This window comes from Brachyspira intermedia PWS/A, from assembly GCF_000223215.1.
Lineage (GTDB): Bacteria > Spirochaetota > Brachyspiria > Brachyspirales > Brachyspiraceae > Brachyspira > Brachyspira intermedia.
On the sequence record NC_017243.1, the window covers coordinates 1,090,788 to 1,103,366 of the forward strand.

General features: G+C 27.4%; 12 protein-coding genes, 2 tRNA genes and 1 pseudogene. 12 read left to right on the forward strand and 3 right to left on the reverse strand.

All coding sequences use genetic code 11. The annotated features are described in order from the left end of the window. Positions 1-3 precede the first annotated feature (3 nt). Positions 4-408, reverse strand: a complete 405-nt coding sequence (locus tag BINT_RS04810; protein WP_014487429.1) for an META domain-containing protein — start codon at positions 406-408, stop codon at positions 4-6. A 183-nt stretch (positions 409-591) separates the two neighbouring features. Between BINT_RS04810 and BINT_RS04815 the strand changes: the two genes are divergently transcribed. Next, positions 592-1,452 (forward strand): metal ABC transporter substrate-binding protein, encoded by an 861-nt coding sequence (locus BINT_RS04815; protein WP_014487430.1) that lies wholly within the window; start codon positions 592-594, stop codon positions 1,450-1,452. Between the two features lie 9 nt (positions 1,453-1,461). Continuing rightward, a complete protein-coding gene (locus tag BINT_RS04820) occupies positions 1,462-2,202 on the forward strand; it encodes a metal ABC transporter ATP-binding protein (RefSeq protein WP_014487431.1) in 741 nt (246 codons plus the stop codon). 339 nt (positions 2,203-2,541) lie between these two features. Here BINT_RS04820 and BINT_RS04825 read toward each other — a convergent pair whose 3' ends face one another. Continuing rightward, positions 2,542-3,357, reverse strand: coding sequence for a metal ABC transporter permease (locus BINT_RS04825; RefSeq protein ID WP_041177264.1), 816 nt, complete (start codon positions 3,355-3,357; stop codon positions 2,542-2,544). Positions 3,358-3,392: 35 nt separating this feature from the next. Continuing rightward, positions 3,393-4,445: a DegT/DnrJ/EryC1/StrS family aminotransferase gene (locus BINT_RS04830; RefSeq protein ID WP_014487433.1), complete on the reverse strand. Its 1,053-nt coding sequence runs from the start codon at positions 4,443-4,445 to the stop codon at positions 3,393-3,395. A 161-nt stretch (positions 4,446-4,606) separates the two neighbouring features. On the opposite strand from BINT_RS04830, the gene BINT_RS04835 reads away from it, so the two are divergent. From BINT_RS04835 to BINT_RS04880, 10 genes and pseudogenes are all read left to right on the forward strand, one after another. After that, positions 4,607-5,815 (forward strand): hypothetical protein, encoded by a 1,209-nt coding sequence (locus tag BINT_RS04835; protein WP_014487434.1) that lies wholly within the window; start codon positions 4,607-4,609, stop codon positions 5,813-5,815. A gap of 235 nt (positions 5,816-6,050) precedes the next feature. Beyond that, positions 6,051-7,014, forward strand: a pseudogene (locus BINT_RS04840) (ABC transporter substrate binding protein). A gap of 71 nt (positions 7,015-7,085) precedes the next feature. Further along, positions 7,086-7,838 carry a tRNA pseudouridine(38-40) synthase TruA gene (gene truA, locus BINT_RS04845; RefSeq protein WP_014487436.1) on the forward strand — a complete coding sequence of 251 codons (753 nt, stop codon included), beginning with the start codon at positions 7,086-7,088 and terminating at the stop codon, positions 7,836-7,838. A gap of 63 nt (positions 7,839-7,901) precedes the next feature. Continuing rightward, a tRNA-Ser gene (locus tag BINT_RS04850) sits at positions 7,902-7,984 on the forward strand. A 34-nt stretch (positions 7,985-8,018) separates the two neighbouring features. Further along, a tRNA-Arg gene (locus BINT_RS04855) sits at positions 8,019-8,091 on the forward strand. 38 nt (positions 8,092-8,129) lie between these two features. Continuing rightward, the gene (locus tag BINT_RS04860) at positions 8,130-8,681 is read left to right on the forward strand and encodes a KdsC family phosphatase (protein WP_041177265.1); all 552 of its coding nucleotides are present in this window, start codon (positions 8,130-8,132) and stop codon (positions 8,679-8,681) included. Then, positions 8,659-9,222: an LPS export ABC transporter periplasmic protein LptC gene (gene lptC / locus BINT_RS04865; protein ID WP_014487438.1), complete on the forward strand. Its 564-nt coding sequence runs from the start codon at positions 8,659-8,661 to the stop codon at positions 9,220-9,222. The genes BINT_RS04860 and lptC overlap by 23 nt, the downstream gene beginning before the upstream one ends. After that, the gene (locus tag BINT_RS04870) at positions 9,206-10,546 is read left to right on the forward strand and encodes an LptA/OstA family protein (RefSeq protein ID WP_049783488.1); all 1,341 of its coding nucleotides are present in this window, start codon (positions 9,206-9,208) and stop codon (positions 10,544-10,546) included. The genes lptC and BINT_RS04870 overlap by 17 nt, the downstream gene beginning before the upstream one ends. Further along, positions 10,530-11,498 carry a hypothetical protein gene (locus BINT_RS04875; RefSeq protein WP_041177266.1) on the forward strand — a complete coding sequence of 323 codons (969 nt, stop codon included), beginning with the start codon at positions 10,530-10,532 and terminating at the stop codon, positions 11,496-11,498. The genes BINT_RS04870 and BINT_RS04875 overlap by 17 nt, the downstream gene beginning before the upstream one ends. A 261-nt stretch (positions 11,499-11,759) precedes the next feature. Then, positions 11,760-12,560 carry a hypothetical protein gene (locus BINT_RS04880; protein WP_041177582.1) on the forward strand — a complete coding sequence of 267 codons (801 nt, stop codon included), beginning with the start codon at positions 11,760-11,762 and terminating at the stop codon, positions 12,558-12,560. Positions 12,561-12,579: the final 19 nt, after the last annotated feature.

Genomic DNA, 12,579 nt, shown 5'->3' on the forward strand with positions numbered 1-12,579 from the left:
TACTTAAAATTCTTCAAAGACTAAATTCTCATTGGATAATAAAGTATATATTATTAACTGCTTTCCATTAATTGTATAGGAAGTAGCATTTTGCAGCATATTAAGATATTCTATTTCAGCGGCAATTTTATCACTTGCTCCTGATTTTTTTGTCATTGAAATAGATAGTATGTTAAATATATCCCCATCAACAGTATATGAAGATGAATAATTATTAACAGCAGAAAAACCATGTATTGTATCTGGTGTAAACTCTATGGTAATATTCATATCAGGATATAAACTTACCAATTTGAACCTTCTTCCAAAAAGAGAGTTATTTTTTGGTTCTTCTATATGAGCAACTTTTGCTGTTGAGCATGAAAATATAAATAATGCTGCTATTAAAACATGTACAATATATTTCATAATTATCCTAAATTTAATATATAATATTATAAATATTTTCGGTAAAAACTTCTTATATTTAATAATGTAATTTTATATAATATTTTATAATGTTAGTATGATAAAACATATTGAAATTTGATAATTATTATATATAATAAAAATATTATATATAATAATTTAGAAATAAGGATATGATAACTAATGAAAAATATTTTAACAATCATTTTTATATTATCAATATTAATAGGATGCAGTAATGTATCAAAAGATAATAAAGATGTTTCAAATAATAAGCTAAAAGTTTATGCTAGTATTTATCCAATGTATGATTTTGCTAAAAAGATATGCGGAGATAAAGCAGATGTATATAATATGACTTCTGCAGGATCAGAACCTCATGATTTTGAAATAACTTCAAAAGATATGGCTAATTTAACAAAGGCTAATTTATTTATTTATAATGGCGGCGGAATGGAGCATTGGGTTGATACGGTTAAAGATAGTATAAAAGAATTGAAATATGTAGAAACTTCTTCCAATATTGATGATAAAGGATTAGATCCGCATTTTTGGCTTTCTCCTATAAAGGCTAAAAAACAAATGGAGAATATAAAAAATACATTGTCAGAGATAGATGCTGTTAATGCTGATTATTATAATTCTAATTATAATTACTATGCTGACAGATTAGATGAATTAGATAATCATTTTAAAGATGTTTTATCAAATATAAAAAATACTAATCTAGTAGTAACTCATCCGGCTTTCGGACATTTTTGTGAAGAATATTCTTTAAATCAAGTTGCTATTGCAAGAGATGAGGCAGATCCAAAGGCTATGTCAGATACTATAGCTTTTATTAAGGATAATGATGTAAAGGCTATATTTTATGAAGATTTTTCTAGTTCTAAGCTAGTTGATTCTATAGCTAAAGAAACAGGAGTAAGAATACTTACATTAAATCCTATAGAATCTTTAAGCGAGGAATATATTAATGCAGGAGAAGATTATTTTTCTGTTATGGAAGATAATCTTGTTTCTTTAACTAATGGGCTTAATTAAGATAATATTATGAGTAAGATTATAGAGTTTAAAAATGTACATTTTGGTTATACTTCAGAAGATATACTTAAATGTATAAGTTTTGATGTGAATAAAGGAGATTTCGTATCTATAATAGGTTCTAATGGTGCAGGAAAGAGTACTATATTGAAACTTATTTTAGGAGAGATTAGCCAATTTAGAGGAAGTATAAAACTATATGAAGAGGATATAAATAAATTCAAAGATTGGAAAAGAATAGGGTATTTGGAGCAGAATGCTTATTCCAAAATTATGAATTTTCCTGCTACTGTATATGAAATAGTTATGTCTAATAACTTTGCCGATATAGGTTTATTTAAATTTCCGAATAAGACTCATCGTATGAAAGTTATAAATGCATTAGAGCTTTTGGGTATGGAAAAGTATAAAAACAGAATGATATCCAAACTTTCAGGCGGACAGATTCAAAGAGTTTTTTTAGCAAGGACATTGATATCTGAACCTGATTTGCTTGTACTTGATGAGCCTACAAATGGTGTGGACAGAGAAACTATTGATTTAATATACAAAATATTACAGGATTTAAATAAAGAAAAGAAAGTAACTATAATAATGGTTACGCATGATGTAGAGAAGATGTCTAATATATCTAACAGGGTATTTTGTTTTGAAGAAGGTTCTTTAGTAGAGCTTGAAAAGAAACAAATATATGATGAGCTTTCACATAAGCATAAGCATCCTAACAGCGATAGTGTTTGTTCTTGTTGATTTATTTATATACCCCGCCCTTTATTCTTTATTGCTTTATTTTGTGATTTTTAATCTTCATGATATTTGCTGCCCAATTAGAATTTTTAGCCCCCGCCCAAGTTTTGATTAAATTTAGAATTTTATTCAACGCACGGTGTATGGGTTTTTTGATATAATTTAAATTCTATTTTTAATCAATCTATGTTTTAAATTTCATTTTGCGTGCGTTGAGACGGTTAAAAATTTAAATAAAATTTAGGGTGGGTGTTATAATTACAGAAAAAGCAAAAAAGAAATATAATGTTATAGTATAAAATTAGATTATAAATTTAGAGGGTGGGCATATGTAATAAAATTTTATGCAGCATTATGCCTTGATGATAATACGGATTTTAATAATATTATAATTATAAAAGTAATAATACTTATTAAAACTATAGTAGCTCCGGGTTTAAGACCTTGATAATAAGAAATAAATATTCCTAATATTGTAAAAAATAGATTGAATATCACAGCAAAAATGATAGTTTTTTTATAACTGTTAGCAACCTGCATAGAACATGCAACAGGTACTACCATCATTGATGACACTATTAAAGCTCCTACAGCCCTTGCTGATATTGATACAGTAACAGCAGTTAATATTGTGAAAATAAAATTAATCCTATTTACAGGTACTCCTGAAAGTTTTGCCAATCTCTCATTGAAAGTTATATAAAAAATTTCTTTGTATAAGAAAATGAAAATTAGTATTGATATAGAGCTTATTAATATTACTAATTTCAATTCAAAATCACTTATAGCAACAATACTTCCAAATAAGAAACTGTTAAAGTTTGAATTGTTAGCTACAAATCCGGAAAGAAGCCCTGCCACTCCTATAGACAAAGACATTATTATAGATATAGACATCTCACCGTATTTAGCTATTTTCTTTCTTATAAACTCTATTGATAATGCAGAGAGTATGCAGAATATGATTGAAGCTACTATTGGATTTATATTAAAAACTAATCCGAATGTAACCCCAGCAAGTGAAGTATGTGATATAGCATCTCCTATCATAGAAAGCCTTTTTAATACAACGACCACTCCTATGCAAGGTATTATTACGGCAAGCATAATACCTACTAGGAAAGCTTTACGCATAAAATCATATTCAAATATTTCCATAGGATTTTCCCATATAATCACTAAAAAGTATATTATTATCTTATCTGCTTTATAAGTTTACAAATAAGTTCAGCCTCATTTTTTTGCAAAGTAGGATATATAGGCAATGATATACTTTTCAAATATGCATTCTCAGTATTAGGATAATTTTCATTAGGTAAATTGAGATACTGATGCAAAGGCTTGAATATAGGTCTTGCCGCTTCTACATTATGTCTTTCAAACATTTTTATAGCATCATATATATTCATGCTTCCATTTAGCATGCATACATATCTATAATATGAAGGACTTTCACTGTCATGAGTGGATAATTTCATCAAATTACTTTCAAGTATTGCATTATCATAAAATGAAGCTATATCTCCTCTTACTTCAACCATTCTTTCAAGATGTTTAAGTTCTTCTATTCCTATTGAAGCCTGAAGATCTGTTGCACAATAATTGAATCTTCTAATAAAATTTTCTTTTTTATCATAATGAATAATATCTCTTATAGCATCCATTCCTTTTTTCTTTGTAAGTATCATTCCACCTGCACCACCTGAAGTAATCATTCTAGTTGCAGAAAGAGAAAAGTATGCAAAATCTCCGAAGCTTCCAAGCAAAGTATCTCTATATTTTCCGCCCAAACTATGAGATGCATCCTCTATAATAGGCACTTTTATATCAGCAAGCTCATCTATTAATGCACAATTTCCAAACATATGAGAAACTATAATTGCTTTAGTTTTTTCATTTATTGCTTCTATGACATTATCCATAGATATTTGAAAGCTATCTTCGTCTATGTCTATTAAAACAGGAGTAGCTTTTAAACTTGTAACTACTTGAAGAGGGGAGGCATTAAGAAAAGATGACATTATAACTTCATCCCCTTCACCGACTTTTAAATGTCTTAATATAAGCTCTAATGCAGCAGTTCCGCTATTGACAAATATTGCTGTAAAACCTTTTCCAAAATAACTTGCAAAGTTTCTTTCAAATTCCTGTATAACATCGCCTGTAGCAAGATTATCGCTAATCATTACTCTTAAAGCGGATTCTAAATCTTTTTTTCTTATAGTAGGTCTGGAATGTCTAATCAATTTTTATTCCTCATATAAAATTAAAATATTATAAATGATAATATCATAAAATATATTATTTTCAATATTTGTTATAAATTATAGAAAATGATTTTTTAGTTTATTGTATTTTATAATATTATTAGTATAATAAGCTATCTTAAATTATACGGATAATAAGAATGAATAGTTTCATCAATAAAAATTATGTGAAAATCATACTTCTATATTTAATTATTTTTTCATTTATACTTAATATTATATTATCTTTTAATATTATTCCAATAAGAAGTACTTATGATGATTTTCAGCATTTTTATGATATGTATACATGGTATAAAAAAGGAGAAATTCCAATAACTAGTACAAGGTTTGAATTGTCAGATACTTATGAAGATGAATTTAAAACCGCAAGAGTTCCAGGCGGAGCTTATTATATATATTACACTCTATGTTATAAATTATCAAATGAGAATCTATACATAGCTAAAATTATCAATTATTTTTTTAGTCTTTTGTTAATATCTATATTTATATTTTGGCTTTATAAAAGACTGGGTTTTTTTGTATGTTCACTTATGTCGCCTCTCATTTTACTCAATGGATATGTAGTGAAGGCTATGACTAATTTTTGGAATCCTAATATAGCATTAATATTTAGTTTTATATTTTTTATTTTTCTTTATGAGTATATATATACATCTGGAGAAGTTAATAAAAAAGGTATTATTTCATCTATTTTTATTTTTCCAATATTAGCGATTATAGCACAAGGACATTTTGCATCATTTTTCTCAGTTATTCCTTCAATGATATTTTATTTAATTATAAAATATAAAAGTACAGTTAAATATTTAAAATATTGGATTTTAGGAGTTTTTTTATCATTTTTAGAATATTTACCGTATTTAATTTCAGAGTTAAATAATGGCTTTTATAATACTAAATTAATGCTTTCAAAAAGTTCTGATTCAGAAGGAATAGTGATTGCTAAAATACAATCATTGTTTTTATTTCCTACTAATGAAATGTCATCTCATTATTTAAGCGGTTTCAAAAATATTATAGAATTTTGGACTTTAACCCCAAATTACATATACGGTTTAATATTTTTAATTCTTAGTCTTATGTTTTCTTTTTATTGTTTAATAAATATGATTAATTCTATATTTAAAAATAAATATAATAATACAAAAGAAAAATCTATTTTAGAGATTTCAAAATTTTTTATTTTGTCAGTATTTGTAACACTTTTATGTTTTATGGTTTTTACATTTGGAGAAGGTTATTTTCATTATTTTTATGGTCTTTTTGCTATCTGTTATATTCCTATAATATTATTTTTAGTTCAGAAAGAAAATTTTGTTATGAATAATAAAAAATATTTTTAGTTTTTGTTATTTTTCTATCATTAAATGCATCTGCTATGTTTGGAACTATTGAAAGATATATTAATAGATTCGAAAAGGATTCATCTGGTTCACAAAATAATTCTATAATTGAATTTTTAGAGAAAAATAAATAATTATTATCTATTAGTTATGTAAATTTTATTTGACTTTATTAGTTCTGTATTATATACTACTAGTAATAGTAATTATTTGAATTTTATTAAGGAGTATAATAATGAAAAAGTTATTTATTACTTTATCAATTGCATTATTATTCATTGCATCATGTTCAAAAAAGAATAATGCAAATACTTCATCTTTGAGTAATGATGACTAAAAAAATAGGAATACTTCAGCTTGTGGAGCATTCTGCATTGGATCAGGCTAATAAAGGTTTTGTAGATGGTTTGAAAGAAGCTGGATATGAAGATGGTAAGAATATAACAATAGATTATCAAAATGCTCAGGGTGAACAAGCAAACTGTGTTACAATATCACAGAAATTTATTAATGATAAAGTGGATTTGATATTGGCAATAGCAACACCAGCAGCACAAGCAGTAGCTAATTTAACTAAAGATATACCTATACTTATAACAGCAGTTACAGATCCTGCAGATTCAAAATTGGTAGCTGATAATAAAATGCCTGGCGGAAATGTTACAGGTACTTCAGATTTGACACCAGTAAAAGAACAAATGGAGCTTTTAAAAAAATTAGTTCCTTCAGCTAAAAATATAGGTTTCTTATATAGCTCAAGTGAACAGAATTCTAAATTTCAAATAGATATAGCTAAAGCAAAAGCCGATGAATTAGGTTTGTCTTATGTAGATGCTACAGTAACAACTCCTAATGATTTACAGCAGGTTGTTCAAAGTTTAGTAGGTAAAGTAGATGTTATATATGTGCCTACAGATAATATGGTATCAGCTGGTATGGCAAATGTTATAGGTGTTACAGGACCTGCTAATATACCTGTAATATGCGGAGAAGCTGCTATGCTTAATGCTGGAGGACTTGCTACTTATGGTATAGATTACTATGAATTAGGAAAATTAACAGCTAATCAGGCAGTAAAAATATTAAAAGGCGAAGCTAAACCTGCAGATATGCCTATAGAATATATACAAAATCCTGTATTAGAAATTAATACTAATGCAGCAAGAAAATTAAATATTACAATACCTGCAGATTTATAATAATTATAATTTTATGACTATACAAAAGCCTGTATAAGTATTTATATGGGCTTTTCTTTTTTGATAAATATATGAATAACATAAAAATAACAATACAATATGACGGTACAGATTTCTATGGCTGGCAGATACAACCTAATTTAAGAACAGTTCAGGGAGAGATATATAAAGCTGTTCAGAAAGTATATGGAGAAAAGATTACTATATACGGTTGCGGAAGAACGGATGCTGGAGTTCATGCTTTGGGACAAGTTGCTAATTTTAGAGTTCCTAAAATGCTTGTTCCAATACATAAAGTTCATATAGCTTTGAATTCATATTTGGATAGAGATTTAAGAATAATAAAAGCTGAAGAGATGCCTGATAGTTTTAATGCTAGGGCTTCAGCTACATTTAGAGAATATTTGTATATAGTTCATAACAGTAGTACATCTTTTCCATTTTATGAGAGATATTCATGGTTTTATAGAAAAAATGTTATAGATGAAAAATTAATCAATGAATATGCGAAATATTTAATAGGTGAGCATAATTTTACATCATTTTGTTCTACAGAAGATGAAAATGATTCTAAATTTAGATATTTAGAGAGAGTCAAAGCCATAAGAAAAGGAGATACTATATATTTTATTATTAGAGGCAATGCTTTTTTGCATAATATGGTTAGAATAATAGTAGGTACTTTGGTAGAAGGTCAGAAGAAAAAAATGCCAATTAATTTTATAGAAGATATATTAAAAAGTGAAGATAGAGCAAGGGCTTTTGTAACAGCACCAGCACATGGACTTTATTTTAGAAGGGCCTTTTTTAAAGATGAATTTTAAATTTAAGTAAAAAAAAACTTGAAATAAATTTTATATATGTTATAATACCTTTCATATTTGTTTGGAGAGTTCGTTCAATTGGTAGAGCAGCGGTCTTGAAAACCGCCGGGCTAACACCCATGTGGGTTCGAGTCCCACACTCTCCGATTATTATAAGACTTAATAGCTTCTTTATTATAAGGGGCTTTAGCTCATCAGGATAGAGCACTGGTTTCCTAAACCGGGTGGGCAGGTTCGAGTCCTGTAAGCCCCAAAATGTTTTGTCCTAATACTTAATAAAAGTTTCTTAAAATGAATATCAGAGATCATATTTCATATCTATTTAATAAAAATAAGATTAAAAAAGTCAAGCTTTTGGTATCCGATATAGACGGAGTTATGACGGATGGCAGATTAATATTTGATGATAATGGTGTTGAAAGTAAATTTTTTCATACTCAAGATGGTATGGGGGTAGTTTTAGCACTAAAAGCTGGTATAAAAATTGCTGTTATTTCCGGAAGTAATTCTAATGCTATAAAAACAAGATTTGATAAATTTAGAAAACATGGTTTTGAAGATTTGATACTTGGTGAAGAAAATAAAATGCCTGTTATTTTAACTTTAATGGAAAAATATGGTTTAAAAAAGGAAGAGATAGCTTATATTGGAGATGATTTAATAGATTTAAGTGTTATGAGATATGTAGGTATATCTTTTTCTCCTAAAGATGCCCATTATGAAGCTTTGAAAGTTGCTGATGTTATAATAAGTAAAAGAGGCGGATATGGTGCTGTTAGAGTAGTAATAGATATGATACTTAGATCTAAGGGTATTTATAATGAAATTATTAGTAAGTTTTAATATTTTATTTTTACTGCTATGTGTTTCATGCACTAATTTTAATGATATTGGAAAAGAATTTAAACAATCAGATGATTTTGTACCTCCGCCAGATATGGAATTTTATGGTTTTAGAAGGGAAAGTTACGATACTAATTTTAAGCAGTTAGATTCTTTTGCAACTAATGCTAAATTTTATAATAAAAAGAAAATTGTTGAACTTTATGAAAGCAGAACATATACTTATGATTCTAATAATACGATAGCGGCTAGTGTATCTGGGGAATTTATAACCGTAAATCAGGAAACACTGTTTACTCAAGTATATACAAATGTTATTGTAAAATCATCTAATAATACTACTCTTTATACAGAATATTTACAATGGGATAATAAAAAACAGCAATTTAAAAGTCCTGTTCCTATACGTGTAGAGCAAGAAGATGGAAGCTGGCTTACAGGAAGCAGCATGGAAGGGGATATGGGATTAGAACATATCACTATATATAATGAAACTGATGAAGGTGATGCTATAGGAGTGCCAGTTGCTGAAGATCAATAAAATTTTTGTTATAATAATACTGTTTATACTGGCATTATCTTTAATTGCTCAATCAAGAAGAAGTGCTGATAAATTTACATACAATAATAAAACAAAAGTTTTTCAATATACAGGTAATTCCAAAATGGAAGATTCATCTGCTGTAATTACAAGTCATGTTATGACATTCTATCAAGAAACAGAATTGGCTACATTTAGTGGAGGTGTTAAACTTTTAAGTAAAACTAATGGGTCTACAATATCAGGGGGATATGCAAGTTATAATGGTAAAACTAGATACGCTTATGTAAAAAATAAACCAGTTTTAAGATCTCCTACTAATAATATGACTATAAGAAGTTCGTTTATGGAAAGAGATTTCAATACTCCAATAGCCAAAGCCATAAGTAATGTACATTTAACGCATGTTGATACTGAGAGTAAAAGAAAAACAGATGGTTATGCTGATAATTTGATCTATGATATGGATAAAGAAACAGCATATCTTACAGGAAACCCTAGACTTTACCAAGGTTCTGATAGATTAGAAGGTGAAATATTAGAGTATAATGCTAAAACAGCAACTGCTAATGTTATGGGAAGAGGAAAAATATATGTACTTCAAACTAATAACTATATAAATTCTTCTGAAACAAATAAGAAAAAAGATAATGTAAGTAATTATAATATTGTAGTGGCAGATAGATTATTTTTGAATGAATATGGCGGAAAAGATAATAATACTCGTACTTTATATGCATATGGCAATGTTACAGCCTATTTTTATGAAGAGAACATGATACTTAAAGGCGGTTACATAGAATATGAAATAGATAATGAACATATTTACATGTATCAAGATCCTTCTGTTAGAATGCCTGACAGGGGAATTATAGCCTTTGGAGAATGGATAGAATATAAAAAAGATGAAAAGTTTAAAGATGTTATATTTCATAACGATGTTGTTATGATTGACTATGATGAGAGTTTATCATTAGAAGGTGATTTACTGCATCTAGATCCGGATACTAAAGTTGCTACAGTAAGCGGAAGTCCTAAGGCTTATGTAGAGGATAGAAGCATTAAGATTACTTCTGTAACTATGCAGATGTTTAATGATGAAGAAAAACTACGTGCTAATGGAAATGTATATGTAGAAGGTAAAGATATGAACTCAAAAAGTGCTTGGGCAACTTATTTTGATAAGCAGAAATATTTAAGACTTTGGGGAGAAAGTCCTTATTTAAAACAGAAAGAAAGTGTTGTAAGAGCTAGAGAAATAAAATATTATATAGAGACTGAAAAAGTTGAGGCTATGGGTGTAAGTGGTGAGATACCTGAGTAATATATTATTATTATTTTTGATTTTCTTTGTATCATGTCAAAAAAGTAATGAGCCTCTCAATAAAGATAAAATATATAATGTTAATATAACCTACATAGAAGATGATAATATTCTTGGTTTTACTCCAGGAGATTTTCTCGATATTTTTGATGATGATTTATCAAAACTCACTTATGATATACTAGGTTACAAAATAAAATATAATCTTAAAAATGGTGTAGATGTTAATAAATTCTATTCAGACAATAGAAAAGTAATAATAGAAAATTCTGATATATTTAAAAGAGATTTTATAGATATAAAAAATATAGATTATGATCAATTAGAAAAAGATATATTATATTCACTTTCTAATGAAACTAGTGCCAATATAAAAAAATTATTCGGATATGAATACGGAACTCCTTTAAAGCTTATAGCAAAAAATATAGCTCCGTCTTATGAGCAGAGTATACTTAATGTTTGGAATAGTCCAGTGAATGGAAGAAATGAGCTGCTAGATGCTAAAAGATTATTTATTTTTACTTCTTTATATTGGCGAATAGTAGCTAATGAATTTAGAGATACTTCTATAGTAATAATAAATATGCCATTAACTTCAAATTATAGAGGAATGAGTGCTAAATCTATTGCAGATGGTGGATTTGTAGATAGAATAGTTTGTGAAAATAATAATATAAATCCTTGTAAATCAATTTCTATAATAAGTACTTATCAATTTTTAACTTCCGGATTAGATAATAAAGAATTGAAAGATATATTTGCTTATTATATTGTACAGACTATAGCAATGATGTTTGCTAAATATGATATACATTCAGATGAAAAACATTCAATAATGTCTGAAGTTGATAGATTTGATTATGTTAATTGGTATAGTAACATAATAAATTTTCAATTAAAGCCCCCATATAAAACAATTAAATATTATAAAGATACTATTAAAAACTAAATCTATAAAAATAGTATAAATTAACTATGTAAAAATCAACATTATATAAAAAATGTCTAAAAAAGATAATACAAAAATTATTAAATGTCTAATATATATGTTTGATATGTAGTATTTCATTTTAATAATAAAACATAATAGTAAATTTTTTGTAAAACAATAGCAAAACACTATTTACTTATGTCAAAAAGATAGTACAATTTGATATAAACATTTTTAATATTATGTCGATTTTAATTAGTGGGAGAAAATTAATTTATGATGAAAAAGATATTTATTAACATTTTATTATTAGCAAGCTTTTCAGCGGCTTACGGTTTTGATGAAGGTTTTATTTGGGCATTAAAGGCAAACTTTAATGGTACTGCAACTATGCCTTCTATAAGTGATTCTGATTTGAAAAAATTAGGTGCCACATATATGAAAGGTGGAGTAGGTTATACAATGGATGGAGAAGCTGAACTTGGTTATTTATTCGGTTCTGAAAGATGGTTTGGAGGAATGGATCCTTCTAAATTCAGTGGTATGAGTTTATTTGGATCTTTAGGTGTTGGTAATGGTTTTGCCGGTCAGGTTTCTGGAAATGGAATAGCTGATATGTATATTAACGTAAGCTATGCTCCTGTTATAAGCTTTGGAGTTGGCACTAAGGCTTATTTTTTAAACAGCAGATTATCATTAGGACTTCTTTTAGGAGGTAAAATTATAGCAGATTTATCACCTGAATATTTAGCATATTCTAGTGATAGCACTATATTAGCACCTGAAATTGGAGAAATAATAGTTAGTGATTTTATGATAAAAAATATGAACCCAGTTATGTTCAGCATTAAATTTATGATAGAATATAATCAGCCTATTAATGATAGAGTAGAAGTAATATTGGGAGCTTATACAAGATTTAATGTATATGCCCCAGGATATATAACAATGCCAGACAGTTTATATAAATTAATGGAAACAGTAAAAGACCCTAATTTTACATTAGAAACACCATTAAAATCTTATTATATAAATTCATTAGATTTTGGTATAACATTAGGTTTAGCATTCAAAGGATAATTAAACATTGTTTTATAAA

What these genes read in the sequence shown, in the direction of transcription:
- BINT_RS04880 (WP_041177582.1), top strand. Translation starts at nt 11,760, where the DNA reads ATGAAAAAGATATTTATTAACATTTTATTATTAGCAAGCTTTTCAGCG.
- truA (WP_014487436.1), top strand. Translation starts at nt 7,086, where the DNA reads ATGAATAACATAAAAATAACAATACAATATGACGGTACAGATTTCTAT.
- BINT_RS04815 (WP_014487430.1), top strand. Translation starts at nt 592, where the DNA reads ATGAAAAATATTTTAACAATCATTTTTATATTATCAATATTAATAGGA.
- BINT_RS04820 (WP_014487431.1), top strand. Translation starts at nt 1,462, where the DNA reads ATGAGTAAGATTATAGAGTTTAAAAATGTACATTTTGGTTATACTTCA.
- BINT_RS04860 (WP_041177265.1), top strand. Translation starts at nt 8,130, where the DNA reads ATGAATATCAGAGATCATATTTCATATCTATTTAATAAAAATAAGATT.
- BINT_RS04825 (WP_041177264.1), bottom strand. Translation starts at nt 3,357, where the DNA reads ATGGAAATATTTGAATATGATTTTATGCGTAAAGCTTTCCTAGTAGGT.
- lptC (WP_014487438.1), top strand. Translation starts at nt 8,659, where the DNA reads ATGAAATTATTAGTAAGTTTTAATATTTTATTTTTACTGCTATGTGTT.
- BINT_RS04810 (WP_014487429.1), bottom strand. Translation starts at nt 408, where the DNA reads ATGAAATATATTGTACATGTTTTAATAGCAGCATTATTTATATTTTCA.
- BINT_RS04835 (WP_014487434.1), top strand. Translation starts at nt 4,607, where the DNA reads ATGAATAGTTTCATCAATAAAAATTATGTGAAAATCATACTTCTATAT.